The following is a 23,967-nucleotide window of genomic DNA, read 5'->3' as shown; positions in this document are numbered from 1 at the left end:
GAACGGTGCGATCGGGGAGGAAAGAACGGGTGATTGCAACGGCGAATCCGACCGATTGCTACAGCCCAGGTCGGTATCGCCGCCGTCGTTTTTCCAGCAGTTTCTGCAGTCGCTTGCCGGGTCCCCCTTCGATCGGCCACCCGCGGGTTCGCCAGGTGGGCGGCTCGGGCTCGTAGGACGGACACGATCCGGAACATTCAGCCGCAGTCGGAAGGCGATCCTTCGCCCGACAGTACGGGAGGAACTGGTCGTGTGAGCGCAGTTCGTACGCCTTGCAATCGGGCCGCATCGTCTCGGCAAACGAGCGCCAACCGCGCTCGTAGGCTCGTTCGGCGATCTCGAGCCGTCTGTCGGCTTTCTCCTGTGAATCGACGTACTCGAATCGGGCGGCTGAAGCGTCCCGCGCGCTCCCGCTCGGCCGCTCGACGATTCGCGTTCCGGGAGTCGCCACCGGGAGGGTTCGGGGATGCCACGCCACGTCGGCATCGAGTCCCTCGAGTTCGAGCGAGAGGATACCGGCTTCGACCGGGAGCCTCTCGAAGAGTGCGGGTTCGACGCGGTCGCCTGTGGCCTCGGTTGCCACCCAGACTTCGTCCGCCAGCGACATCGCAACGTCGTACTCGAGTTGCGGCCCTAGCGTTCGGGCGGCGCTGGCGTCGAGGTCGGGCTTGTTCTCAATGGCGACGATTCGTTCGAGCCAGTCCGGGTAGGGCCACTTCCGGCGGATTTCGATTCGGTTGCCGTTCCGACGAGTCTCGATTACGCTCCGATCGTCGGCTTCGTGAATCGACTCGCGAACGTACCGCCAGGGATAGCCGGGATGGGGGAGCGCATCGCGATAGTAGGTCCACTCCTCGGGCGCGTTTCGAACGACGTGTAGCAGGTCGCCGTCGAGGCGTTCCGGACCGAAGCGGGCTCGCTGTCTGAGTCCTTCGGGATCGCACTCGAGCACGATCGTATCCCACCGTCGGCGCTTCGTGCCGAGCTGACGGGCGACGACGACCGAGCAGTCCGCCTCCTCGAGTGGCCACTCTCGCTCGACCCACCGACAGCAGGCGAGTTCGAACCCGAATTCGGAGTTGCCGTGGAGACTCACTGGTCGGCAGTAGGGGTGGGGTATCGAAATGTGCTGTGGTCTCGGCGGGCGTAGTTACTAGCTTTCAAACGCCCAGGAACTCACCAGTTGCTATGGCACCTCTCGAGTACCTCACACGAAAGCGAGTTTCGCTCAGATCTCGTCTTCTGTCTCGAGCACGTCGAGGTAGTCGTGGGCCTGTTCGAAGATTTCTCGAGGGCCGTCCTGCGTGACGGTGTTGACCGCTTGCTCGTAATCGCGCCACTGGAGGTCGCGATGTTCGCTCGAAAGTTCGGCACTCGCTTCGAAGGATTTCGCGATAAAGAGATGGACGGTCTTGTGAATCGTCGTCCCGTTCGCCTCGAAGACGTAGCTGTAGTCCTCGCGAAAGCCATCAAGTAATCTAAACTGCTCTATACCTGCCTCTTCCTTTACCTCGCGGATAGCCGTCTGCTGAAGTTCTTCGCCTCCTTCGACACCGCCCTTGGGAAACTCCCAATCGCCTGGGCGGCTCTTGAGTAGAAGATACTCGCGCCGGCCCCGCGTATCGCGGAAGAGGATCGCGCCTGCGCTCGTAGCTTCGACTGCCATTACAGAGAATAATGGATGCGGCGTTAAGTGAATATCGGACTGTCTCCTGACGCTAGATCATGACACGGCTCCGTCTGACACGGCTCCGTCTACCGACCGCCAGCGAATCTCAGCAAGCTTTTACGCCATCGCCGAAGACGTGTCTACAACACCAGCTATGACCTTCGTAACACGCCTCATCCTCCAGAGTGGCGATCGAGCCGCCCTCGACGGTCTCGTCGAGGATATCAAAGAAACCGCCGAACGAAAGGGAGCGGCGCTGAAAGGGCCACACTCCCATCCGCCGGAACGGCTCTCGGTCCCGCAGCACTGTCGGCTCCACAACGACGACGAACGGCGATTCTCCTCGTGGGAGTACACCGTATTCACGCGCGAACTCGAGATTCACGGACACGATAACCTCGCCCGGAATATCGCGTCCCAGAACTTTCCGGAGTCGATACACATCGAAGCCGAAGTCGAACAGATTCACGACATGGGTAAGTGAGACGATCACTACTTGCAACGTAGGTCATACTTGAGAAGCCGCTGTTTGGCACTGTGATTCGTCAGTTTGGCACCCCCTTGGTGAATCGGTCCCGAGAAACATGATTCGTTCTCCTGCTGTCGTTTCGCCAGTCGTAGACGAACTGAGTCCTCAAAGCGGCCCAGCGGTCAGCTATACGTCGGTGATGCGGTGCTCGAAGAGCCGCTCCCCGGTGTCCTCGCAGGTAACGGCGAACACTTTGTGTGAACTACAGCAGGACTCGACGACCTCTTCGCCCATCTGAATGTCGCCGTTGGTCGTCGGACAGGTCTCGAGAAACATTCGAAGACTGTTCAGAATCTGTCCCTTCTGGGCGGGGTCGAACGTCTCCCAATCGCCGATCCAGGATTCGAACACGCGACTCGCGGCGATGTCTGCGACGAGTGCCGGACGCGAGGGCCACTGGCCGGTTCGACTCGAGTTCGCTCGGAGGGTATGGACGTCGTCACGTGTAACGAGTTCAAACTCCTCGGGATCTTCGTCGAATCCGAACGCCTCGACGGCCGCCGGTGCGGAGATATCCGAGGAATTGATCGGTTCGATCGCTTCGAACCACGCGGTTTCGAACGCTTCGGTCAGACAGAGGTCTTCCGAGTCCTCGCACGGCTCGAGAATATTCTGCTCCAAAAAGTACGTCTCGAGATCCATCCCTTCTTTGTGCCCCTCGTCACTGGTGTCCGCTTGACCCGATTCCGAGATAGGGGCGGATTCGGACTGGCTCCCGTCTGCGTCTTCAGTCGAGCCGGCTGGGGACTCCCCGTCCGTCGCACTCGAGGTCGACGACGCTTTGGGATCGGTAGCTCCGGCGTTGTCCGTTCCATCAGTTACGGTCCGCTCGCTATCAGTCGCTGTCTCGAGCGATCCGAGTCCGGATGCGACCACCGGCTCCGGATCTTTTCCAAACCAACGGAGAATCTCTGGAGGGAGATATCGCTTCGTTAGCGTCGGAGTTCCCGGAATGAGATACCCTCGCAGATATATTACTCCGATCGAACAGCCGATAGCGATCAGGCCGCCGAGTTTCGATTTGCGTGCGATGAGAGAACTCAGTATAGCGGCAATAATCAGGTTCAAAATCGTGCACGGCTCGCATCGATTTTCGCCGGTGTGTTCCGGCTGATGGAGCGCTTCAACGACATCAATCTTCATTTCATCCGTATCATCGAACTCATATATTGTTTAATTTTGGGGTCCGGACTCGACGCTTCAATTCTCCCGATTGCCGATTCGAATGGTGGATATTGTCTTTTCGACGCTTGTGGCCACTGTGTCCGGCACAGTTTTGGGGACTCCTGAGAAGGAATAGCTATGACCAGCGGATCACACGTTTCCCTTCGCCGCGATCTCCATCGAAGACCCGAGCCGGCATGGCGCGAGTTCTACACCACCGCACGGATCGTCGAGGAACTCGAGGAACTCGACCCCGACGAACTTCACGTCGGTCCGGACGCGCTCGCCGACGAACACCGAATGGGGCTGCCGGACGACGAGGAGCTGTCGGCGTGGTACGAACAAGCATCGGCGTACGACATCGACGAGTCCGTCCTCGAGTCCCTCGAGGGCGGCTATACGGGTGCAGTCGCAGTTCTCGAGCAAGGAGAGGGGCCGACGGTCGGTCTCAGGGTTGATATCGACGGCTTGCCTCGGAAAGAGTCCGAGGATGCGGATCACGCTCCCGTCGTGGGAGGCTTTCGATCCGAACACGAGAGCGCGATGCACGCCTGCGGCCACGACGCCCACGCGACGATCGGCATCGGCGTCCTCGAGGCGATCCGGGAGAGCGATTTCTCGGGAACGCTCAAGGTCTTCTTCCAGCCCGCGGAGGAGGTCGTCGGCGGCGGCAAGTCGATGGCCAAGAGCGAGCACATCGCGGACGTCGACCAACTGCTCGCGGTGCACATCGGTCTCGATCACCCGACGGGCGAGGTCGTCGCGGGTGTCGAGGGATTCCTCGCGGTTGTCCACCTCGAGGCGACGTTCACCGGCGAGTCGGCGCACGCGGGCGGCCACCCGGAACAGGGTCGAAACGCGAATCAGGCGCTCGCGACGGCGGTCCAGAACCTCTACGGAATTCCGCGCCACGCCGAGGGTGCGACGCGGATCAACGCCGGCGTTATCGAGGGCGGCTCGGCCGCGAACGTCATTCCCGAGGAGGCGAGACTCGTCGCGGAAGTTCGTGGTGAGACGACCGAACTGATGCGGTACATGGACGAGAAGGCTCGGAACGTCCTCAGGTCCGCGGCCGAGATGCACGACTGCGAACTCGAGGTCGAGACAGGTGCCGAGGCACCGAGTGCACACAGCGACGACGAGCTCGTCTCCATCGTCGCGGACGCCGCGGGAAGCGTCGACGGCGTGGATTCGATCCTCGAGCGCGACGAACTCGGCGGGAGCGAAGACGCGACGTTCCTGATGCGCGAGGTCCAGCAAAACGGCGGACTGGCCTGCTACGTCGGCGTCGGCACCGACCATCCGGGCGGCCATCACACGGCCACCTTCGACGTCGACGAGGAGAGCATCGGTCACGGAATCGACGTGCTGTCGGGTGCGATTGAACGGATCGCTCGAGACCGTCCCTGATGAGGGCCAGGCGAGACGACCGTTAGGATATCGTTATTAACCCGTGTCTCTTCTTCGAGAATTCCATCGAACCGAGAAAAAGAGCGTATCGAGAGCGAGTCGACGATCGGGCTAGTCGCGGCGTCAGTACTTCGGATCCGCACCCGTCGTCTCGTAGACCTGTTCCATCAACTCGTCGCGTTCGGCCTGCCAAGCGTCGAACTCGGCCGGACTCGAGGGATAGTCTTCGTAATGGGCCAGCAACTCGTCGGCTCGCTGTTTGGTCTGGTAGAGGTTCCAGATGGTCCCCCAGTGGCCGCGGCTCTTGATCAGGGACTCGAGTTTGAGTTTGAGTCCGATATCCGCGCTTCCCGAATAGAGCGCTTCGGCGAGCTTGTCGCCGGGCATCGCGGCGAGCAGTCCCATCAGGTCGTCGATGTCGACCGCCGTCGAGAGGATGTTGTAAACGTCGAGGGCCGCGTATCGTGCGCCGAAGTGGTCCATAACGCGCTCGTTGTATCGCCAGAAGGTTTCCTCGCTGTAGTCGCCGGTCTCGAGGGCCTCGATGGCCTGGTCGGCCGCGTAACTGCCGGCGTAGGCCGCGCCGGCGATCCCGCCGCCGGTGGTCGGGTTGACGTGGCCGGCGGCGTCGCCGACGGACATGAATCCGGGATGAACGGCCGAATCGTAAGGTCGGCGGGTTGGGAGCGCCGCGCCGAGTTTATCCTCGACCTCGGCACCCTCGAACTCCTCGCGGTTCTCGAGGTCGCGTTTGAGGTCGTCGACGAGTTCCATCGGTTCCTCAGTCATCTGAAAGCCCAGCCCGGCGTTGATCTCGGTGTCGGTGCGTGGGAAGTACCAGAGGTAGCCCGCCGCGCGTTCGGTCGGCTTGAAAACGAGCGCGTCGTCCCACTCGACCGGCTCTTCGACGTGGACGATCTCCCGGTATGCCGAACAGAACTGCGAGTAGGTAACGTTTGTATCGAACGTCGAACTCGAGAAGTCGACGTGATCCTGGAGTACCGAGAGCGAACCCGCGCCGTCGATAACGATGTCGGCCTCGTAGGTCCGGGGCTGGCCCTTGCACATCGCCTTTACGCCGGTCACTCGCCCGTCGTCGCCGTTCTGTAAAACATCCTGAACGACGGTGTCGTAGTGGAAATCCGCGCCCGCGTCTTCGGCTCCTTCGATGAGTCGTCGTCCATACTCCCAGCGGTCGATGACGGCCAGTTCGCCCGGAACCGGGATCTCGAGGACGGTGTCTTCCTGTGGAATCTCGAAGCGGCCATGGTCGACGCCGGTGTTCGTAAACGCCGGCTCGAGTTGGGACTTGGGGATGGCGTCGGGGAACGCGTCGGCTCCCTTCAACGCGTCGCCACACGCAATGTGGCCCGCCTCTTCTTCGGTTTTCCGCTCGAGGACGACAACTTCGTAGCCCTCCTGTGCGACCGTCGCGGCCGCGTAGCAACCTGCAGTTCCCGCACCGACGACGACCACGTCGGGGGAGCGCGTCTCGGGCGTCATAGTGGCAGCCGACTGTTCCTGCGTACTCATACCTATGAGTGGTCACCCGGGTAAGAAAACGTTTTTCGTGTTATTCGTTGATTCGAGAGGGTCAGAACGCGAATCGAGAAGCGGCGATGGGACCGCCGATGGTTTCGAGGGACAGAACTACATGTCCGAAACTAGATACAAGAAGTTAGGTTGTTGTGTCCGAATTGTTGTGATAATGACTGGATCACTGTGTCGCCGGTTCGGTCCCGGGCGACTTCCCTACGCTGACCGGCACGATATCGGCGGCGGTATCGCGATGGCCGCGACCGGATTGCTCGCCGTCGTGCTCTGGTTTGGTGCGTCGATGGTTCTCTTACACACCGGGGCGCTCGCGGCCGTCTCCGGCCAGGACCTCGTCAGCTTCGGCGTCCTCGCGGGGGCGTTCTTCGTCCCGCTCGCGATTCCGGCTTCGCTCGTCGTCGGGACCATCCTCTGGCGACAGATCGATCCCGAAACCTCCGACCCGTTGCTCGGCGCGGTACTCGGCACGTGCACGTCGATGGTGAGCATGGTTGCCGGCGGGTTGAGCGTCGGGCTGGTGATCGCGCTTTACAACCTTCTCGGCGGGGCGGTAACGGCCGTCGAGGCGATCACCCTCGCGTTCGCGTTCGCGCTTCCGGCGTTCCAGTTCGCGCTCGTGTTCGCCGGCTGGTTGATCGTTCCCCTCGGCGCGTTCGGCGGCTGGTACCACGAGCGTTCGAAGGGCTCTGCCGAGTAGCACTCGAAAGCACTCATCGCTGTCACGGTGCTCGAGACTCCTGTCTCGGGTAGAATCAGTACTCGAGAACGAGTTTTGTCGGTACCGACACGACAGATCCGTAATAAAGAGTTTTAATGTGGTCTTTCGTATCGAGCGATATGACAGAGTACACCGTCGAGTTCGTCGGCACTGACGAGACGATCACCTGCTCGGACAAGGAGACGATCCTCAGCCGCTGTCTCGAGGAGGGTATCGCCCAGGAGTACTCCTGCCGCGTCGGCATGTGTCTGGCCTGTTCTGCGGAAATCATCGAAGGGGAGGTTACCCAGCCCGCGGCCCGTGGACTCACGGAGGCCGAGGCCGAGGCCTACGCACTCACCTGCATGGCGCGTCCGGAATCCGACCTCAAACTCGAGCGCGGGAAGTACCCGCCGAGCATCGAAGCCGAAATCGATTCGGAGGGGGGAAACGAGACGGCGACCGCTGACGACTAACCGTTCGGCTCCCCGCCCGATTTTCGTCTCCGCTGCGGTACTGCCGTCACGTCGCTTTTCTCCGTCGCCCCGTCTTTGGTACAGAGAGTCCTGTTTCGCCGCGCTCGCGATCTATTCGATTCGATTGCTGTTGTCCTCGAAACAAGCTCTCGTCCGCGCTCCTCTTGGACTGGTCCCAAACTCCCCTCCCAACTCGGGAGCGCTCCGAAAGGCGTTACCCCTTCGCCCGCTAACGACGGCCAATGACCATCGTCGGGCTCGACGATACGGACTCTCGAGAGCGGGGGATGTGTACTACGTACGTCGCTTCCGAAATCGCGGAGCAACTCCGCGACGAGGGCGACGTCGCTCGACTCCTGTTGGTTCGGCTCAATCCCGCCGTCGAGCACAAAACCCGCGGAAACGCCGCGCTCGCGATCCACGCTGACTGCGCTTTTGATCGCGCGTTCGAGATCGCGCACAACTCACTCGAGTCGCTGGCGGAAACGGCCGACGAGCGCACGAATCCGGGGCTCGTCGTCGCCGACCACGGACCGGAGTCGATCCCCAAATCGGTCGGCGCGTTCGCGGTCGATGCGATTCGCGATCATCTCGAGATTTCCGAGGCCGCGACTCTGATCGACGAGCGCGGGTATCGATCCTGGGGCGCGGGCAACGGCCGCGGACGCATCGGCGCGCTGGCGGCGATCGGAAGCTGGCGATCGCTCAGTGAGTGGACGGCGGAATACATCAGCTATCGCGAGCCCGAACGGTGGGGAACGACGCGCGAAGTCGATCACGAGAGCGTCTTCGCCGCCGCCGAGTGGGGCTATCCGGACGTCTGGGACACCGTCGACCGCGGCGAAGACGAGACGGTCTGTGTCCCCCACACGCCCGGTCCGATTCTCCACGGAATCCGGGGCGACGATTCCGAAACGGTCCGGCGGGTCGCAGATCGGATCGACGCCGAGCCCGTCGACTCGAGCCGGCTATTCCTCACGAACCAGGGAACCGACGCACACCTTCGCGATGGAACGATCGCGACAGCCCGCGACGGCTGGGCCTATCGACTCGACGGCCGGGTCGCAACTGCCCCCGAAACGAGACGTGGCGGGCACGTCTTCGTCACGATCGAGGATGCAGCGGAGAACCGTCTCGAGTGCGCCGCGTTCGAGCCGACCAAGCGGTTCCGCGACCGGGTGCGCTCGCTTCGGGTCGGCGATCGGATCACCGTCTGCGGCGAGGTCTCGCGTGGGACCCTCAAACTCGAGAAGCTCGCGGTTCGAGAACTCGTCGAAACCGAACGCGTGACGCCGACGTGTCCCGACTGCGGCCGGACGATGAAAAGCGCCGGGCGCGATCAGGGCTATCGCTGTCGGGATTGTGGGACCGACACGGACGAAAAACCGCTCATCCCGCTCGAGCGCGATCTCGAGGATGGCTGGTACGAAGTGCCGCCGTGTGCGCGTCGACACATCGCGAAACCCCTGGTCCGGGGCGAGTTCGACGCACCGACGCATCCAGAGCGGTAGCACGACGGTTCGTCTCGCGGGGAGATGAGTTACTGTTGGCTCCACGAGACCGTCTCGAGGTCGTCCCATCCCCGTTCGTCTACCCCCCGGAGGAGTCTCGAGACCACGGCCAAAAGCGGCAACTCGAGTAAGGGACCGATCACCAGCGCCAGCGCGATGAGCGGTTCGTTTGGAAAGGCGACGACCGCGATCGCCAGCGCGGTGGGGGAGTTCCGAGAGAGGATCGTACAGTTGAAACAGGCGAGTTCGCCGTAGGAAAAGTCGAGGACCCGACCGATCGCGAGACCGAGAAGGAAGTTGATACCATAAAAGGCGAGGACGGGAACGGCGAGCACCGCCAGGACGTCGGGTCGCTCGAGGAGCACGTCGCCCTGGGAGGCGAACATCGCCGCGATCGCGAGCGAAAGAAAGACGACCTGCGTCGGGCCGAGGATCGGAGTGAATCGGTTCTCGAGCCAGGTTTCGCCCTTTTGCGTAACGACGATTCGGCGAACGACCACCGCGAGGACCAGTGGGACGAACAATACGAGAAGGACACTCTCGAGAAGAAATCGAAGCTGGAGGTCGACGAGCGTGCCGGCGAAGACATACAGATAGACTGGAAGCAAGACGAGCTGGAGAACGAGGTTGTAGGGAAGCAACGAAGTCGCGAGAGGAACGTTGCCGTTCGCGAGATCGGTGAAGATCAGGTACCAGTCGGTACAGGGGGTCACGAGCAACATGAGTAAACCGACCCAGAGCGCGGGGTGATCGACCAGGAAGGCGGCTCCGAGCGCGACCGCGAGCAGCGGATTCCACAGAAAGTTCACGCCGAGACTCGCACCGAGCACGCGACGATTCCCGAAGGCTCGTCGGAGCTTCGAAAGAGGAATCCCGGCGAACGCGGCAAAGAGCATGACGATGAGAAAGGGAAGGAGAAGCGACTCCGCTATCGTCGGAACGCCGGCTATCTGGCCGGCGCCGAGCCCGACTACGATTCCGCCCAGCACCAACCCGGTCTGGAACCGCTCGACGACGTTCACGGGAACTGCTAATGGATTCAGTTCGTGAAGGTGCTTCGATCGTGCTCTCTCGAGAGGCCGGTTTCTGTCGGCGACGGCGACCGGCTCGGCGACCGCTCTCGCAGGGTGTGTCGAGCTACTCGAGAGCACGGACCAGTTGCGTGTCAGCACCTGGAGCGACCTCTCTGCCGATCAGTTCGAGGCAGCCCGGCACCTTGTACTCCCCCACTGGGAGTCCCTCGCCGAGCACGACGGCACTCTCTCCGACGAACTCTCGAGCATTCAACAGGGTTTGTCGCCACTCGAGGGCGAATCACAATCAGGCGATGTTCACGCCGCATCGCATCAGGAACTCGCTCGCTTCTTTGATCTCTACCGGACTGCCGATGATCCGACAGTACTCGTCGTTCTCGTCGAAGACGGTGACGGTAAACTCGTCGGCTAACTGCGTCTCGTACTCTCGGAGCACCTCACGATGAACGACGATTTGGGTGCTATCACGCAGTTGTGACGGGTTTGACATTCTCGTAGCTTGACAGTGCTTACGACCCATTTTATGTGTGTCGGAATTCGGCTAGTATTGGTAATGAAACAAGCACTTTCACTGGCGATAAAACAAATTTACACTATGTTGGTAGTTTCTAGTCGCTAGCCTATCGTGAGGTGTGAGCTACTGGTGGGATATCTCACTGGAATTGAACGCTGTGGGAGCAACTGGATCTCGTTCGCCGCGTCGCATGGAAAGGGTTTTTCGGGACGAACGGTTGCGTTTAGGCAAATGGGGCTCGAGGAGGAGATCGACGAAATCGAAGAAGAGATCGCCAGCACGCCCTACAACAAGTCGACGGAGGCGCATATCGGCCGGTTGAAGTCGAAGCTCGCGGAGAAAAAAGAGAAGCTTCAAAATCAGTCCTCGGCGGGCGGGGGTACCGGCTACGATGTCGAAAAGACGGGCGATGCGACCGTCGCGCTGGTCGGCTTTCCGAGCGTCGGCAAGTCGTCGCTGTTGAATTCGCTGACCAACGCCGAAAGCGAGACCGGCTCCTACGAGTTCACGACGCTGGATGTCAACCCCGGAATGTGCAAACACCGCGGGGCGAACATGCAACTGCTCGACGTCCCGGGACTGATCAAGGGCGCGGCGACGGGCAAGGGCGACGGCAAACAGGTCCTCTCGGTCGTGCGGAACGCGGACCTCATCCTCTTTGTCCTCTCGGTGTTCGAGATCGAGCAGTACGATCGACTGCAAGAAGAACTCTACGACATCAACATTCGCGTCGATAAGAAACCGCCGCGGGTGACCGTTCGCCCCAAGATCAAAGACGGCATCAAGATCACCTCGAGCGCCGATCAGGATCTGGACGAGGAAACGATTTCGGACGTGTTGCGCGAACACGGCTACGTCAACGCCGACGTGAACCTCGGCGAGAAGGTCGATATCGATCGACTGATCGACGGCCTGATGGAAAACCGCGAGTACATTCCCTCGATCACCTGCGTGAACAAGGTCGACCTGATCGAACCCGACTACAAGGAGACCGTCGACGAGCAACTTCGCGAACGCGGGCTCGATCCCGAGGAAGTCACGTTCATCAGCGCCGACGAGGAGAGAGGTCTCGAGGCGCTCAAGGACCGCCTCTGGAAGAACTTAGATCTTATTCGGGTCTACATGGACAAGCCAGGCCGAGGCGTCGACTACGAGGAACCGCTCATGCTCGAGCGCGGCTCGACGATCGAGGATGCAGTCGACAAACTCGGCGGCGAGATGAAAGAGCGATTCCGGTTCGCCCGCGTTTCGGGCCCGAGCGCGACCCACGATAAACAGCAGGTCGGCGATCAGCACGTGCTCGAGGACGAGGACGTGCTCAAGTTGATTCTCCGGCGGTGAGGACTGGTTCCGACGGATAATCCGCTCCGAAATTTTCCATCGCACCGACGTTCTCAGTACTCGTATCGATCCGGGAATTATTTCCGCCGATAGTCCGTTCTCCGAGCATGTCTGAGTTCGGAGCCCTTTCGCTGTTGCCACCGCTCCTGGCAATCCTGTTGGCAATAGTAACCCGTAGACCGATGCTATCGCTGTTCGTCGGCATCTGGTCTGGCGCAATTATCTACACCGAGAGTCTCGGTATCGGCCAAACGTTCGATTGGATCGTCGGCGCGATCATCGCCGACGACGGCTTTCACGTCCAGATATTGCTCTTTACGCTCTTGCTCGGCTCGGGTGTCGCACTTATCTGGCGTCTCGGCGGCGCGACAGCCGTCCGGCAATGGGCGACGGCCCGCCTCGAGACCCAACGAAACGTCGGCCTGACGACGTGGGGATTGGGGATGCTCATGTTCTTCGATGACTACGCGAACACGGCGATCGTCGGAAGCACGATGCGCGAGATTTCGGATCAGCTCCGAATTTCCCGCGAAAAGCTCTCATATATCGTCGACTCGACGGCCGCGCCCGTGGCGACGATCGGCCTCTCGAGTTGGGTCGCTTTTCAGCTCTCGCTCATCGCGGACGCCTATGACGGACTCGATACCGCGGGCGAAACGCCCTCGGCGTTCGAGACGTTCGTCGGATCCATCCCGTATAACACCTACGCGCTGCTCGCGATCGTGATGGTCGGAATCATCGTTTATACGGGTCGAGACTACGGAGAGATGCTCACCGCTGAACGCCGTTCGCGGTCGACCGGAAAGGTCAGCCGCGAGGACGCCCAACCGTTGCAGGAGGTCGAGAAGGATCTCGGCGAACCGATCGACGAGAAGCCGATGCTTCGGACGTTCTTCGCGCCGGTCGTCGTCCTCATCGCCGTCACGTTAGCCGGTGCGTTTCAGACTGGTCACGAGGAATGGGTCGCCGAGCAGGCAGAAGAAGGCGCTCCGACGACACTTTCGGAGGCTGCGAACGAAACGGGTCTGGTGCAGGTGCTCGTCGACATCGTCGGTCTTGGCGATTTCGCTGGCGCGCTGGTCTGGGGTTCGTTCGCCATGGTTGCGACGGCGATCGCGATCGGCATCGGATACGGTCTCTTCGGCCTCGGAGACAGCGTTGAGACGGTGCTTGACGGATTCAGTCTAATGCTCACGGCGGTGACGATTCTCGTCCTCGCGTGGGGGATCAGCGACGTCGCCGAGGCCCTGGGAACCGGGGAATTCGTCGCTCTCGCCGTCGGAGACTTCCTCCCGGTCGAGATCCTACCGCTCGTCATCTTATTCGTCGCCGCCTTCGTGGCGTTCACGATGGGGTCGTCGTGGGCGACGATGGGGATCATCACGCCAATAGCCATCTCCGTCGCCTACGAGCTCACCGGCTCGTTCGAACTGATGCCCGTCGTCGTCGGCGCGGTCTTTTCGGGGGCGATCTTCGGCGATCACACCTCCCCGATCTCCGATACGTCGGTGCTCTCCTCGACGTTTACCGGCGCTGACCTGATCGACCACGTTCGGACGCAGTTCTATTATGCGGGAACCGTGATGGCCGTCGTAGTCTTCTGTTATCTCCTGCACGGGTTCGGAAACGTCCCGCCGATCGTCTTTCTCCCGCTCGGCGTTCTCCTGCTCGTCGGACTCGTCTACGGACTCTCGGAACTCGACGCGCGTCGGCGGGGCGTCGATCCTGTCACCTCGAGCGCACCGGCGGCCGACGACGAATCCGAGCGATCGTTCGACGATTAGATCGGCCAACTCCCCCCAGACAAGTCAACTCATCGAATAGCCCGCCGCCTTCGCCACGCTTTTAGATTTATCTAACGTACTCCTGGACATGGACGGAACGCTCGATCACGTCATGGCCCGTGTTGCAGATCTGGACGAATCCCTCGAGTGGTACCAGACCCACCTGAACTACGAGGAGAAAGACCGCTTCGAGGGCGACGGCTTCACCATCGTCTACCTCGGACCCGAAGAGATGCACGAGGAGGGCGCGATGCTCGAGTTGACCCACAACGAAGGCGAGGACGACCTCGAGGTCGGCGACGCCTGGGGTCACATTGCGGTTCGCGTTCCCGAAGACGAACTCGAGTCCTCTTACCAGCAGCTGATGGACGAGGGCGTCGAGGACTACCGCGATCCAGAATCTTGCGACGGGAATTACGCGTTCGTCAAAGATCCCGACGGCCACGAGATCGAGATCGTCAAGCGCGATTACGGCCCGAAGTGGTCGCTCGATCACACCATGATCCGCGTCGAGGACGCCGACGAGGCCATCGGCTTCTGGACCCGAAAGTTCGAGTACGAACACGATGGCCGCTGGGAGTCCGACACGTTCGCGAACTACTTCATGAAGCCCGAAGACGCCGCCACCGAGGCGATGACTGTCGAACTCACCTACAACTACGACGGCCGGAGCTACGAGATGGGCGACGCCTGGGGGCACCTCTGCGTCGAAGTCGACGACCTCGAAGAGGACTGGGAGCAGTTACAGACTCGAGAAGCGGCCGATTACCGCGATCCCGAGAGCAACGACAACATGTACGCGTTCACGAAGGACCAGGACGGCCACGAGATCGAACTGTTAACTCGCGATCCGAACGCCGACTCGCTGTTCCCGTTCTAGAATCAGCTGTTTCGGTTTCGTAACCTCGGAACGGAACCGGATTATCTATCGACTTCTCACCGATCTCGCTCGATAACTTCGCCCGGGCTGGTCGTCGTCTCCGGCGACAGTTTGATGCCCGGATACAGGCTGGTGTTGATCCCGGTCTTGACGCCGTCAGCAAGGACAACGCCGAACTTTCGCCGGTCCGTCGAGACGCGCTTTCCTTTGACGGTAAACTCGACCGGTTCGTCGTCGTGGCGGAGGTTCGCGACGGTCGTTCCGGCCCCGAAGTTGACGTCTCGACCGAGGATGCTGTCGCCGACGTAGGAAAGATGTCCGACCGTCGCGCCGGCCATGAGGACGCTGTTTTTCACTTCAACGGCGTGGCCGACGGATGCGCCTTCGTCGATCAGCGTCGCGCCGCGAACGTAGGCGTTGGGCCCGACGGACGCGCCGGATCGGATCATCGCCGGGCCCTCGATGACGACCCCCGATTCGACCGTCGCGCCCTCCTCGACGACGACGTTGCCGGTGAGCTTCGCGTCGTCGCTCACTTCGCCCTCGAGTCGCCGACCCTGTTCGCCGAGTTTCCACTCGTTTGCCTCGAGCAGTTCCCACGGGCGTCCGACGTCCATCCAGTGGTCCATGACGACGGGTGTCACGTCGTGTTCGTCGATCGTCTTCGCGAGCACGTCCGTAATCTCGTGTTCGCCGCGTTCGCTTTCGGGAACTTCGAGCCAGCCAGCCGCCGCCTCGGGGAAGACGTACGCGCCGGCATTGGCGAGGTTCGTCGGCGGCTTCGCGGGTTTTTCGACGATGCTCTCGATGGACCCGCCTGCGGTCTCGAGAACGCCGTAGTTCGACGGGTTATCGACTTCGATCGCGCCGATCGACGGTCCGGACTCGAGCAGTCGATCGATCGCGTCAGGGTCGTACAGATTGTCTCCGTTAAGGACGGCGAACGGACCGTCGAGGTGCTCTCGAGCGGTCGAAACGGCGTGTGCCGTCCCGGCGCGCTCCCTTTGAACCGCGTAGTTGATCGGGACGCCCCTTCGGCTGTCGCCGAAGTAGTCGACGACCGCGTCGGACTCGTAGCCGACGACGAGCACGAATTCGTCGACGCCGGCGTCGATTGCCGCGTCGACGGTATGTGCAACCAGCGGGCGGTCGGCGACCGGGAGCATTGGTTTCGGGGCGGTCGCGGTGAGCGGACGCATTCGCGTTCCCTCTCCGGCGGCGAGAACCACAGCTTTCATCGAACGATGTTACTATGGGCCGCGAGTTAATGGTGTGGTTCGATCCTCACTGACTGGGCCGGGCTAACGCCGTCGGAAAAGAAACGACGCCGGACGTTTCGGGTGGCCGGGAAACGGTTCCCTCAAGCGTCGTCCGACTCCTCAAGCGACTGGGTGACTTGGTCGGAAGGCGATGACTGCGGTGGCTCGTCGGAAGGCGACGATCGGGACCGTTCTGTTTCGCTCGCACGAGAGGGGGGTTCGGGCGGTTCAAACGCGGAAATGAGCACCTTTGCGGTTCGCGTTTCGAGCACCTGCTCGAGCGAACGCGTCGATCGGAGCGCGAGAAGTGATACGACGAGGAGGACGAATTGTCCCGCGATCGACCCCGTCGAGAGCGCGCCTGTCAGGCCTGTGGCGAGTAGCCAGACGGTCACGAAGGCGATTCCGACGATCCCCAGCATCCGGATCGGGCGCGCCCGAACTGCTTCGGATGTGTTCACAACGAGCGATTCCGTTCTCGAGCCCCCGTAGCTTGCCTCAAGGGTTTCCAGAACCCGATCGAACCCGCGGATGAACGGCCCGACGGTATAGGTCTCGCGGAGGTCGATCACGATGACCTCCGGTTCGGGTTCGGCCGTGAGCCACCGGTAGATGTACGACCCTCTCACGTATCTGGCGAGTCGATTGCCCGCACGTTTGGGCGGCTCGAGAAGTGCCCGGAGAACGGATCGACACCATCGGACGAACCCGACGGCGCGCGATTTCTCGAGTGCGTTGTTAGTCATGGGTAGGCCAACGGACCGGAACGGCTTCGAGAGCGGACGCGTCGATGGCGACGGGGGACGCCAAACTCGAGATCCGGACTGTGTTGGGACTATCGGACAGCCCGTTGTCGATTATCGACATTGCTCACTCGCGACGATCATACGTGATTAAACCGGATACGTTCACAAAGAGCTTCCCCTCTGTGGGTTCGATTGGACGCTCAAGCGCGAACACGGCGGCGACCAGCGACGGATCGCTCGAGAGAGCCCGATTGGGTATCGACGTTCGATGAGTCCGGTTGGTATCGGTGTCCGGGCGAACCCGAGTCGTTCAGGGGGACTGCTTGGTCGTGTCGACCCGATATCGGTCGATCAGCCAAACACTCAGTGCGAGAACCCCGGCGACCGCGAGCACACCGGAATCCGACGATACGTACAGGTTCGGCGACGGGTGTCGATACCACGTCACCGGATACAACCAGGCGGCGGCGCTCCCGTCGGCGTACAGCTTGAGGGCGTCGACCAGAAGGTGTGAAAGCGCGCCGGCCACGAGGATGCCGTACGCCAGCAGCCGTCGTCTGTCGAAGGCGATCGCACCGATTCCAGAGAGAACAAGGACGCCCCCGAACGTGTGAATCGCATCGAAAGAAAACGGAACGCCGAGGACCGCCTCGATGGTGGGTTCCCCGAGGAGAAGCCCGATACGATTCAGGTCCGGCAGGATGGCACCTACCACCGCGACTGGGACCCATCGCTTCGAGAGCCACTCCAGTCGCCAGCTCGCGACAGTGAACAGCGCGTAGGCAAAGAGAACGTGCGACAGGAGTTCAGCCACGCGTGTTCACCCCTTCTCGATCGTTTGTCGCGCCTGAGTTCAAGTCGCCGTTATCGCCCGATCCGCTCGAGCGGGACGGCGTTTCGTCTCTGGGCTCGAATCGAAGTTGGCGGTAATCGATCCGCCAGTGTCGAAGGAAGAATCCAGCGGCGAGCAGTCCGCCAATAGCCGAGACGACGTGCTTGTACAGGGTTGCGTCGGGGCTCTGGTCGACGACAACCAGCTCTTCGGCGTCCATATATCCGTCCAGCGACGTCGTCGACTCCGTTTCGAGGACCCCGTAGATTTGCACGACACCGCCCGGCTCGAGGTCATCGTCGGGGTCGACATTTCGAACCTCGAGTTCGGCGGCGATGTCACCGTCGTCGTCGGTGACGTGGATGGTGATCGTCCCGTCGCCGATCGTTTGTACGTCGCCGAATAGCAACACGCGCTCGCCGACGTACTCGTCTTGATTCTCGGCGAGCTGGTCGCCGGTTGGGTGGGGCCACGATTCGTCGGAGGTCGCCCCGTAGTGGACACAGAGCCCAAGGAGTGCGAGCGAGAGGATGAAGCCGACTGCGAGTCTTCGTCGCCGATCCATTCGTTCGGTGGGTCACGGGGTCGGTACTTGGTGGTGTCGGTCGGGTGCCCGTGGCGCGCTCACTCTGAACGCGTTTCTCCGTGTTTTCGCCGGTGGAGTGTGCGGTAACCGCGTCGAATTAGTTGATCGACTCGAGTGGTTGCGACCCTCGGTTCGACACGGCCCTCCCGGATCGCCTCGACGACCGATTCGGGAGTGAGTCGGTCCGCGTCGATCATCGTGTACGCCCGACCAGCCTCGAACGGGAGGTGCGCATCGCTTCCCGCTACCAACGGGACGTCGTGGGCCGTCGCCAGCTCCGCCGCGACCGGACGCGTCCGCGGATGCTTCCCGTTGATCTCGACGGCATCGAACGGGACTCCCTCGAGGTCCGTGACCGTGCTGTTTCGGCAGGGATGGCAGACGATGGCCACGCAGTCGCGATCGTGGGCCATCTCGGCGACCTCCCACGGCGTGTACTCGAGCGGAACCGTCTCGCTCGGCGGATTCGGGCCGATTATCAATACATGGCCGTGTGTCGTCGAAACTTCGATCCCCGGAATCGTCGTGATCGTCGAATCCGAAAACGCCCTCGAATAATCGTGGTTCGTCGTCGCGACCCCGTCGAGACCACGGCGGTCGACAGCTCGAGCGAGGAGCGCGAATCCGTACGGATCGAACCGATCGCCGAGGCGTCGGTGGCCGTGGAAGAACCGAGTGTGTGCGTGGAGATCGACGGCGAACATGGCAGCGTCTTGGTTCGCGAGTGACATTGGTCTTGACATTTCGCTACGCTTCGGACGTTCCAAACGGGACTCGACCCTGCCTCGATGCCGATCTCTCATTCGCCGACCGAATTTCGTTCCGGAGTCGGTACTGGTTTTACGAGCCGGTTTGATTATGCTGGTATGAACGCGGCCGACGATCTACACGAAAATGTCGGACAGGACGTAATCGCCGTCGATTCAGACGACACGGAACAGGGTCTGGTCAACCGCCTCGAGGCGCACACGGGCGAGGGAATCCGCCACCGGGCGTTCACTTCGCTTGTCTTCGACCGGGACGATAACGTTCTCCTCGCCCAACGTGCACCCGAGAAACGGCTGTGGGGGACCCACTGGGACGGAACTGTCGCTTCCCACCCCGTCGAGGGCCAGAGCCAGGAAGAGGCGACGAGAGAACGACTCGAGGAGGAACTCGGTATCAGCCCCGAACAGTACGACGATCTCCGGATTACCGACCGATTCGAGTACAAACGATACTTCGAGAATCAGGGCGTCGAACACGAGGTCTGTGCGGTCCTGAAACTGACGCTAGCGGATAAGACGCTCGAGCCGGATGTCGACGAAGTTGCGGGCCTGATGTGGGTCCCGTACGAACGACTTCACTCCAACCCGGAGTGGTATCGACAACTTCGTCTCTGCCCGTGGTTCGAAATCGCCATGCGTCGAGATACCAATTAGTCGACGATCCGGTTCGAAGCGGTTTTCCGCAGAATAAGATCACCGCGCTGAAAGCGCTGTTTTTCGGTTGTGAGTGTTTGGTAAGGGTATCTCGTAGTCCCCTATATACACCTACCGCGAAGTCGTCCACCCGAAACCGTTCACTCGAAACCGTTCACCTGAAGTCTGCTGGGAAATAATGAATTTCTGTCGTATGTCATAAGCTAACAAAGTTTATAACACCCCCGTCCGTATCGTCGTCTGTGGGCCGACGAAATCGGTCCCTGTACCGAAATGAGTTCCTCGCCACCGACAACCGAGACGTACGAAGTCGATCTCTCTCGAGACGAACAGTGGGTCGTTCACGACGTGGTGGCACGACGTGTCGACGACGCCATCGACGACGACGCGATTCCGCCGACCTGGGCGCTCGAGGTCGTCGAAACGATCGAGTCCGACGGGAGAACGTTTACTCGCGAGCAAGCGAACCGCGTTCACGAAATCCTTACAGACTATATCGATGCGCCGGAGACGCCCCCGTCGGACGTCGATCACGGCAGAATCGTCCTCGGACGTCTTGAGGCCACTCTCCCCGAACTCGGCGGTCAATAAAAGCGGTACCGCTCGGTCGCTTTTTTGCACCTGTTCGAAGAGACGAACCGGTCTATGCCCGCGTCGTCGCCCAGACGGCAGTCACCGCGAGGAGGACGGCCGGTACGAGCGGTAAAATTAACAGTGCGAACCGGTAGGAGACATCCATCGGCCAGAACATGATCGCGAGCGGCGAGATGATAAACGCGTAGACGATCACGCCCACGAGTACCCAGCCTCGTTTTCCGAACTCCCGGTCGGCCGTTTCGGGGTGTGCAGGGTTCTCGAGCCACTCTTCGTTCGCCGATTCATCCCCCGGCCCAGCCGGTTCGTCGTCGAAATCGGCCGGGTCGTGAACGTATCCGCTGTCGTCGCTCGAGGTCACACCTGTCCATTTGGAGCGTGCCATCAAAGGGGTCACGGTTCCGGGTTCTCCGATTCCGTTCGATCACCACCAAACACGGTCGGAAATTCGGTCGTATTCAGTCAATCCCCCTTCTTCGTCCGTACTCCCCTCTCTCCCGGCCCCGTTCCGTGAACCTAGTTACTTTGTGCTACAAAGTGACTTTGCAGTAGAAAGTATTTTGTGTGGTAAGGGTGTCGGGTACTGACGAAAGAGAATGGCAACACAGACGACAGCCGACGAACACGAACCAGGATTCGCGGACGGATCGCGCTCGAGGCGATGGCTCTCGCAAGCGAGAGCGTTCTCCGAGCGAAGCCTTCGAGAGGTCTTGAACAGCTGGATACTGCTCGGAACGGTCGTGGCGCTCGCTCCCGGAATGCAGTTGCTCTTTAGCATGCAGGGCGGTGACGTTCCGGAAACGATGCTGGCGAGTTGGGCGGTCGGCACGGGCGTCTTCGGCGCGGTATACATCTGTCTGTACGTGTTCGGCTATCAACTGGCAACGGACCTCGAGGACCGTCGGTACGAGGCCTATCGATCCATGCCGATCTCCCCGTCCGCGGATCTCGGCGGGCGAATGTTCGCCGGCTTCTGTCTCGCCGCCGTCGCGTTCGGACTGACGCTCGTCGCGGGAGTCCTCACGGGTGCGTCGTTCGGACTCCGCGGGCCCGAATCGATACCGATCGTTCTCGGCGCGTTCGCGCTCACCTGCGTGTTCTGGATGATCGTGGCCCTTCCGTTTATCGCCGCCGCGAAGAACGAACGCGTCGCCGAGTACGCAGTTCCCATGATCGCCGTCGCGGGGTACGTTCTGACCGGACTCAACGGTGTCAACGCGGAGATGTCGCCGATCGACGGCGAACTGATGAACTACCTCCCGAACACGCTTCCGACGCGGCTCATGGTCTACCATCTCGTCCCCGGAGAGGAGTGGGTTGAGATCGGCGCGGCTCCGCCGGCACTGCCCGCGGGACCCGAATATCTGCTCGCACTTTTCGCGTACGCCGCGGTCGCGCTCGTCGTCGGGACGGTTCTGCTCAATAAGGTCCTCTACAAACGGGGGTGGTGGCCGTGAGCCAGCCGTCCGTTCTCGCGAAGAGTGTCGAGAAATCCTTCGGTGACGAACGCGTTCTCGAGGGCATCGATCTCGCCGTCGAATCGGGCGAACTGCTCGCGGTACTGGGGCCCAACGGTGTCGGCAAGTCCGTGCTGTTTTCCTGTCTCGCGGGAAGTCAGCACCCGTCCGCAGGGAGTATCGAGGTACTCGGAGAGGATCCGACCGCGCGATCCGACACGACGAGTTTCCTGTTGCAGGATGCCCTCTGCGTCGATCGACTCACCGGACGGGAGAACCTGCGGTTCTACGAGCAACTCCACCCGAACTTCACCGACGATTGGCGCGAGTACGTCGAACTGCTCGAGATCGACGCCGATCTCGAGAAGCCAGTCGAAGACTATTCTGGCGGCATGGTCCGGAAACTCGAGTTGGCAATCGCCTTGAGCATCGACGTGCCGATCTACCTCCTCGACGAGCCGACGGCCGCGCTCGACCTCTCGATGATCCAGGTCGTTCACGGCCTGATTCGAGAGAAACAGGCCGACGGAAAGACGATCATCGTCTCGAGTCACCGCCCGATGGACGCCGATATCGCGGACCGAATCGCGTTCGTCGCGGACGGGCGAGTGGTGACGACGGGAACGCCCGATACGCTGTTCGATTCCGTTCCGCAGGTCGTCGAAACGACGCTCTCGAACTCGGAACAACTCGCTTCCGTCGTCGTCGGCGGTGAGGTGTTCCAGGGGAACGGGACGATTCGCGGTTTTCTCCCGGCCGACGACCAGCAACCGGAGTCCGAGACGAACGCCGCTCTCGAGTCGAACCAGGCACTCGAGGTCGTCGATCCGACGTACACCGACCTCTTTAACTATTACACGAACAGTGCCTCGAATAACGACGACTTCGAATAAGTGACCACGGAATATGAGTGACCAGAACATTGACCCAGAAACGCTACAGGACGAAATCGGCCAGATCAAGGAGGCCATGGGTCTCCAGTCCGAGTACCCCTACTGGTGGCGCTTCTGGATCGTCGAGGGGATCGGGGTCGGGCTGCTCTTTCCGCTCATGCAACTCGGACTCAACGATGGCTTCTCGTGGTGGCTCACTGCAACGGCCGTCGGCGTTTTTCTCGGTCACCAGTTCGTCCTTTGGCGGATCCAGAAAGCCTATGACCGGCCCACGAGCGGCATTCCGAGTTGGGATTTCTGGCACTACATCATCTTCGCCAGCTTGATTGCGGCGATTATCGGCATGAGACCGTTGTTGGGTGGATTCGAGGGCGACGTTCTCACACTCTGGTTGGTCATCGTCGGCTCGCTGATGGGGATGGCGTATCTCTACATGGGGCAGTTACTCGAGGCGTACAACATTAGACGGGTCGATCGGTACGCCTTCTACGTCGGCGGCGGGTGGATTCTCGCGCTAGTTGCGGCCATCCCTCACATCTCGGCACTCGAGAACGCGGAGTTTGCGGTCTTCGGTGTCGGCTACGCGCTGTACTGTCTCGTTGCGTACGTCACCCTCTCACGACGCTACTAACCAATGGAATTCGACAAACTCGTTCACCAGCCGACGCGACTCCAGATATTCGCGTCTCTCTACGCGAACGGGGAGACGAGTTTCACCGACCTGAAAGACGACCTCGAGATAACGGAGGGAAACCTCGCGAGTCACATCGAACGAATGGAAGACGAGGACTGCGTCGCAGTCGAAAAACAGTTCGTCGATCGGAAACCGCAGACGACCTACCGGCTTACCGATCGCGGAACCGAACTGTTCGAAGCACACGTCGAAACTCTCGAGAGCTTAATCGACGGCCTCGATACGTGAGGAGTGGTAGTACTGCAACTCGCCGAAGAAGCGATATTCACACGTTTATCTGGGACTCTCCACGATGGGACAGCGTTTTACTCCTTCGAGGCCGAACACGCGTCCATGACTGCAGAAAGCGACGAGCGGACACCGAGTGACAAGGATTCCTCGCCCGAGGAATCCGATACGAGCGCCACACTCTGTATCGCCGTCGTGACGATCACCTCCAACGGGTCGATCGAAGAAGACGAGGCCGGCGGTGCGATCGTTGACGCTTTCGAGGCCGCCGGTCACGAAATCGCTACGCGAGAACTCATTGCGAACGACCACGACAATGTCCAGTCGAAGATCTCCCGACTCCTCGACCGTGACGACGTTGACATCATCGTCACCACCGGCGGAACCGGCATCGAACCAGACGACGTGACCGTCGAGGCCGTCGACCCACTGCTCGAGAAGGAGTTACCTGCGTTCGTCGACCTGTTCCACCTCGTCTCCTACGACGAGATCGGAACGAGCGTCGTCGCTACCCGAACGCTCGCCGGTGTCAGCGAGCGTATCCCCGTGTTTTGTTTGCCGAACAACCCTGTCGCCACACGGATCGCGAGCGAATCAATTATCATCCCCGAGGCGGACCGACTCACCGCGCTGGCGAACGGAAACGGGCGGAAAAACGCCTGAGGAGCCGACGATCGACGCGTCCTTCTCGAGA

The 23,967-nt window shown here is 61.1% G+C and carries 27 protein-coding genes; 15 read left to right on the top strand and 12 right to left on the bottom strand.

Annotated features, from left to right (window positions below; genetic code table 11):
* Positions 1 to 58 precede the first annotated feature (58 nt).
* Both ACYQ14_RS05100 and ACYQ14_RS05095 read right to left on the bottom strand, forming a co-directional pair.
* Positions 59 to 1,096 carry a DUF5787 family protein gene (locus ACYQ14_RS05100; protein ID WP_459885474.1) on the bottom strand — a complete coding sequence of 346 codons (1,038 nt, stop codon included), beginning with the start codon at positions 1,094 to 1,096 and terminating at the stop codon, positions 59 to 61.
* A gap of 132 nt (positions 1,097 to 1,228) precedes the next feature.
* Positions 1,229 to 1,666 (bottom strand): bis(5'-nucleosyl)-tetraphosphatase, encoded by a 438-nt coding sequence (locus ACYQ14_RS05095; RefSeq protein WP_283834356.1) that lies wholly within the window; start codon positions 1,664 to 1,666, stop codon positions 1,229 to 1,231.
* Positions 1,667 to 1,823: 157 nt separating this feature from the next.
* On the opposite strand from ACYQ14_RS05095, the gene ACYQ14_RS05090 reads away from it, so the two are divergent.
* Positions 1,824 to 2,153 (top strand): uS10/mL48 family ribosomal protein, encoded by a 330-nt coding sequence (locus ACYQ14_RS05090; protein WP_283834355.1) that lies wholly within the window; start codon positions 1,824 to 1,826, stop codon positions 2,151 to 2,153.
* 171 nt (positions 2,154 to 2,324) lie between these two features.
* Here ACYQ14_RS05090 and ACYQ14_RS05085 read toward each other — a convergent pair whose 3' ends face one another.
* Complete coding sequence (locus ACYQ14_RS05085; protein WP_459885471.1) at positions 2,325 to 3,341, bottom strand: DUF8054 domain-containing protein; 1,017 nt, start codon at positions 3,339 to 3,341, stop codon at positions 2,325 to 2,327.
* A gap of 159 nt (positions 3,342 to 3,500) precedes the next feature.
* Here ACYQ14_RS05085 and ACYQ14_RS05080 point away from each other — a divergent pair, with 159 nt between their 5' ends.
* Entirely contained in the window at positions 3,501 to 4,772 is a 1,272-nt protein-coding gene (locus ACYQ14_RS05080) for an amidohydrolase (protein ID WP_459885468.1), read from the top strand.
* Between the two features lie 123 nt (positions 4,773 to 4,895).
* On the opposite strand, the gene ACYQ14_RS05075 is transcribed toward ACYQ14_RS05080, so the two are convergent.
* Positions 4,896 to 6,305, bottom strand: coding sequence for a geranylgeranyl reductase family protein (locus ACYQ14_RS05075; RefSeq protein WP_459885465.1), 1,410 nt, complete (start codon positions 6,303 to 6,305; stop codon positions 4,896 to 4,898).
* A 175-nt stretch (positions 6,306 to 6,480) separates the two neighbouring features.
* On the opposite strand from ACYQ14_RS05075, the gene ACYQ14_RS05070 reads away from it, so the two are divergent.
* From ACYQ14_RS05070 to ACYQ14_RS05060, 3 genes are all read left to right on the top strand, one after another.
* Positions 6,481 to 7,023, top strand: a complete 543-nt coding sequence (locus tag ACYQ14_RS05070) for a hypothetical protein (RefSeq protein ID WP_459885462.1) — start codon at positions 6,481 to 6,483, stop codon at positions 7,021 to 7,023.
* A gap of 140 nt (positions 7,024 to 7,163) precedes the next feature.
* Positions 7,164 to 7,499, top strand: coding sequence for a 2Fe-2S iron-sulfur cluster-binding protein (locus ACYQ14_RS05065; protein WP_459885459.1), 336 nt, complete (start codon positions 7,164 to 7,166; stop codon positions 7,497 to 7,499).
* Between the two features lie 242 nt (positions 7,500 to 7,741).
* Positions 7,742 to 9,010, top strand: coding sequence for a TiaS agmantine-binding domain-containing protein (locus ACYQ14_RS05060; RefSeq protein ID WP_459885456.1), 1,269 nt, complete (start codon positions 7,742 to 7,744; stop codon positions 9,008 to 9,010).
* 29 nt (positions 9,011 to 9,039) lie between these two features.
* On the opposite strand, the gene ACYQ14_RS05055 is transcribed toward ACYQ14_RS05060, so the two are convergent.
* Positions 9,040 to 10,032, bottom strand: a complete 993-nt coding sequence (locus tag ACYQ14_RS05055) for an arsenic resistance protein (RefSeq protein ID WP_459889982.1) — start codon at positions 10,030 to 10,032, stop codon at positions 9,040 to 9,042.
* 298 nt (positions 10,033 to 10,330) lie between these two features.
* Positions 10,331 to 10,534, bottom strand: coding sequence for a VNG_1110C family protein (locus ACYQ14_RS05050; protein ID WP_459885453.1), 204 nt, complete (start codon positions 10,532 to 10,534; stop codon positions 10,331 to 10,333).
* A gap of 255 nt (positions 10,535 to 10,789) precedes the next feature.
* Here ACYQ14_RS05050 and ACYQ14_RS05045 point away from each other — a divergent pair, with 255 nt between their 5' ends.
* From ACYQ14_RS05045 to ACYQ14_RS05035, 3 genes are all read left to right on the top strand, one after another.
* Positions 10,790 to 11,899 (top strand): OBG GTPase family GTP-binding protein, encoded by a 1,110-nt coding sequence (locus ACYQ14_RS05045; RefSeq protein WP_459885450.1) that lies wholly within the window; start codon positions 10,790 to 10,792, stop codon positions 11,897 to 11,899.
* Between the two features lie 107 nt (positions 11,900 to 12,006).
* Positions 12,007 to 13,683, top strand: coding sequence for a Na+/H+ antiporter NhaC family protein (locus tag ACYQ14_RS05040; protein ID WP_459885447.1), 1,677 nt, complete (start codon positions 12,007 to 12,009; stop codon positions 13,681 to 13,683).
* 88 nt (positions 13,684 to 13,771) lie between these two features.
* Positions 13,772 to 14,563, top strand: coding sequence for a VOC family protein (locus tag ACYQ14_RS05035; RefSeq protein ID WP_459885444.1), 792 nt, complete (start codon positions 13,772 to 13,774; stop codon positions 14,561 to 14,563).
* 56 nt (positions 14,564 to 14,619) lie between these two features.
* Here ACYQ14_RS05035 and glmU read toward each other — a convergent pair whose 3' ends face one another.
* From glmU to ACYQ14_RS05010, 5 genes are all read right to left on the bottom strand, one after another.
* Positions 14,620 to 15,801: a bifunctional sugar-1-phosphate nucleotidylyltransferase/acetyltransferase gene (glmU, locus tag ACYQ14_RS05030; protein WP_459885441.1), complete on the bottom strand. Its 1,182-nt coding sequence runs from the start codon at positions 15,799 to 15,801 to the stop codon at positions 14,620 to 14,622.
* Between the two features lie 122 nt (positions 15,802 to 15,923).
* Positions 15,924 to 16,568 (bottom strand): hypothetical protein, encoded by a 645-nt coding sequence (locus ACYQ14_RS05025; RefSeq protein ID WP_459885438.1) that lies wholly within the window; start codon positions 16,566 to 16,568, stop codon positions 15,924 to 15,926.
* Between the two features lie 310 nt (positions 16,569 to 16,878).
* Complete coding sequence (locus ACYQ14_RS05020; protein WP_459885436.1) at positions 16,879 to 17,382, bottom strand: metal-dependent hydrolase; 504 nt, start codon at positions 17,380 to 17,382, stop codon at positions 16,879 to 16,881.
* On the bottom strand, positions 17,375 to 17,965 hold the full coding sequence (locus tag ACYQ14_RS05015) for an OB-like fold-containing membrane protein (protein ID WP_459885433.1): 591 nt from the start codon (positions 17,963 to 17,965) through the stop codon (positions 17,375 to 17,377). Before ACYQ14_RS05015 ends, ACYQ14_RS05020 begins: the two co-directional genes overlap by 8 nt.
* 59 nt (positions 17,966 to 18,024) lie before the next feature.
* Complete coding sequence (locus ACYQ14_RS05010) at positions 18,025 to 18,717, bottom strand: PHP-associated domain-containing protein (RefSeq protein WP_459885431.1); 693 nt, start codon at positions 18,715 to 18,717, stop codon at positions 18,025 to 18,027.
* Between the two features lie 135 nt (positions 18,718 to 18,852).
* Between ACYQ14_RS05010 and ACYQ14_RS05005 the strand changes: the two genes are divergently transcribed.
* Both ACYQ14_RS05005 and ACYQ14_RS05000 read left to right on the top strand, forming a co-directional pair.
* On the top strand, positions 18,853 to 19,407 hold the full coding sequence (locus tag ACYQ14_RS05005; RefSeq protein WP_459885428.1) for an NUDIX hydrolase: 555 nt from the start codon (positions 18,853 to 18,855) through the stop codon (positions 19,405 to 19,407).
* Positions 19,408 to 19,680: 273 nt separating this feature from the next.
* The gene (locus tag ACYQ14_RS05000; protein WP_283834338.1) at positions 19,681 to 19,998 is read left to right on the top strand and encodes a DUF7853 family protein; all 318 of its coding nucleotides are present in this window, start codon (positions 19,681 to 19,683) and stop codon (positions 19,996 to 19,998) included.
* A 52-nt stretch (positions 19,999 to 20,050) separates the two neighbouring features.
* On the opposite strand, the gene ACYQ14_RS04995 is transcribed toward ACYQ14_RS05000, so the two are convergent.
* The gene (locus ACYQ14_RS04995; protein WP_283834975.1) at positions 20,051 to 20,362 is read right to left on the bottom strand and encodes a DUF7977 family protein; all 312 of its coding nucleotides are present in this window, start codon (positions 20,360 to 20,362) and stop codon (positions 20,051 to 20,053) included.
* Positions 20,363 to 20,597: 235 nt separating this feature from the next.
* On the opposite strand from ACYQ14_RS04995, the gene ACYQ14_RS04990 reads away from it, so the two are divergent.
* The 5 genes from ACYQ14_RS04990 to ACYQ14_RS04970 all read left to right on the top strand — a co-directional run bounded on the left by ACYQ14_RS04990 (position 20,598) and on the right by ACYQ14_RS04970 (position 23,936).
* Positions 20,598 to 21,458 (top strand): ABC transporter permease, encoded by an 861-nt coding sequence (locus tag ACYQ14_RS04990; RefSeq protein WP_459885425.1) that lies wholly within the window; start codon positions 20,598 to 20,600, stop codon positions 21,456 to 21,458.
* A complete protein-coding gene (locus ACYQ14_RS04985) occupies positions 21,455 to 22,351 on the top strand; it encodes an ABC transporter ATP-binding protein (protein WP_459885422.1) in 897 nt (298 codons plus the stop codon). Before ACYQ14_RS04990 ends, ACYQ14_RS04985 begins: the two co-directional genes overlap by 4 nt.
* A 13-nt stretch (positions 22,352 to 22,364) precedes the next feature.
* Complete coding sequence (locus tag ACYQ14_RS04980) at positions 22,365 to 22,982, top strand: hypothetical protein (protein WP_459885419.1); 618 nt, start codon at positions 22,365 to 22,367, stop codon at positions 22,980 to 22,982.
* Positions 22,983 to 22,985: 3 nt separating this feature from the next.
* Positions 22,986 to 23,273, top strand: coding sequence for a transcriptional regulator (locus tag ACYQ14_RS04975; RefSeq protein WP_283834334.1), 288 nt, complete (start codon positions 22,986 to 22,988; stop codon positions 23,271 to 23,273).
* A gap of 105 nt (positions 23,274 to 23,378) precedes the next feature.
* Complete coding sequence (locus tag ACYQ14_RS04970; protein WP_459885416.1) at positions 23,379 to 23,936, top strand: MogA/MoaB family molybdenum cofactor biosynthesis protein; 558 nt, start codon at positions 23,379 to 23,381, stop codon at positions 23,934 to 23,936.
* The last annotated feature ends 31 nt before the right edge of the window (positions 23,937 to 23,967 follow it).

The organism is Halostagnicola bangensis (assembly GCF_054653435.1).
Note: the sequence above shows the minus strand (reverse complement) of the source record. Positions and strands in the feature narration are given on the sequence as shown.

Bases quoted from the DNA above. Each gene is read 5' to 3' on its own strand.
- ACYQ14_RS05015 (WP_459885433.1), bottom strand. From the start codon at position 17,965: ATGGATCGGCGACGAAGACTCGCAGTCGGCTTCATCCTCTCGCTCGCA.
- ACYQ14_RS05090 (WP_283834355.1), top strand. From the start codon at position 1,824: ATGACCTTCGTAACACGCCTCATCCTCCAGAGTGGCGATCGAGCCGCC.
- ACYQ14_RS05025 (WP_459885438.1), bottom strand. From the start codon at position 16,568: ATGACTAACAACGCACTCGAGAAATCGCGCGCCGTCGGGTTCGTCCGA.
- ACYQ14_RS05035 (WP_459885444.1), top strand. From the start codon at position 13,772: ATGGACGGAACGCTCGATCACGTCATGGCCCGTGTTGCAGATCTGGAC.
- ACYQ14_RS04980 (WP_459885419.1), top strand. From the start codon at position 22,365: ATGAGTGACCAGAACATTGACCCAGAAACGCTACAGGACGAAATCGGC.
- ACYQ14_RS05040 (WP_459885447.1), top strand. From the start codon at position 12,007: ATGTCTGAGTTCGGAGCCCTTTCGCTGTTGCCACCGCTCCTGGCAATC.
- ACYQ14_RS05050 (WP_459885453.1), bottom strand. From the start codon at position 10,534: ATGTCAAACCCGTCACAACTGCGTGATAGCACCCAAATCGTCGTTCAT.
- ACYQ14_RS05010 (WP_459885431.1), bottom strand. From the start codon at position 18,717: ATGTCACTCGCGAACCAAGACGCTGCCATGTTCGCCGTCGATCTCCAC.
- ACYQ14_RS04975 (WP_283834334.1), top strand. From the start codon at position 22,986: ATGGAATTCGACAAACTCGTTCACCAGCCGACGCGACTCCAGATATTC.
- ACYQ14_RS05095 (WP_283834356.1), bottom strand. From the start codon at position 1,666: ATGGCAGTCGAAGCTACGAGCGCAGGCGCGATCCTCTTCCGCGATACG.
- ACYQ14_RS05085 (WP_459885471.1), bottom strand. From the start codon at position 3,341: ATGAAGATTGATGTCGTTGAAGCGCTCCATCAGCCGGAACACACCGGC.
- ACYQ14_RS05065 (WP_459885459.1), top strand. From the start codon at position 7,164: ATGACAGAGTACACCGTCGAGTTCGTCGGCACTGACGAGACGATCACC.
- ACYQ14_RS05060 (WP_459885456.1), top strand. From the start codon at position 7,742: ATGACCATCGTCGGGCTCGACGATACGGACTCTCGAGAGCGGGGGATG.
- ACYQ14_RS04970 (WP_459885416.1), top strand. From the start codon at position 23,379: ATGACTGCAGAAAGCGACGAGCGGACACCGAGTGACAAGGATTCCTCG.
- ACYQ14_RS05075 (WP_459885465.1), bottom strand. From the start codon at position 6,305: ATGAGTACGCAGGAACAGTCGGCTGCCACTATGACGCCCGAGACGCGC.
- ACYQ14_RS05070 (WP_459885462.1), top strand. From the start codon at position 6,481: ATGACTGGATCACTGTGTCGCCGGTTCGGTCCCGGGCGACTTCCCTAC.
- ACYQ14_RS04990 (WP_459885425.1), top strand. From the start codon at position 20,598: ATGGCAACACAGACGACAGCCGACGAACACGAACCAGGATTCGCGGAC.
- ACYQ14_RS05005 (WP_459885428.1), top strand. From the start codon at position 18,853: ATGAACGCGGCCGACGATCTACACGAAAATGTCGGACAGGACGTAATC.
- ACYQ14_RS05080 (WP_459885468.1), top strand. From the start codon at position 3,501: ATGACCAGCGGATCACACGTTTCCCTTCGCCGCGATCTCCATCGAAGA.
- ACYQ14_RS05045 (WP_459885450.1), top strand. From the start codon at position 10,790: ATGGGGCTCGAGGAGGAGATCGACGAAATCGAAGAAGAGATCGCCAGC.
- glmU (WP_459885441.1), bottom strand. From the start codon at position 15,801: ATGAAAGCTGTGGTTCTCGCCGCCGGAGAGGGAACGCGAATGCGTCCG.
- ACYQ14_RS05000 (WP_283834338.1), top strand. From the start codon at position 19,681: ATGAGTTCCTCGCCACCGACAACCGAGACGTACGAAGTCGATCTCTCT.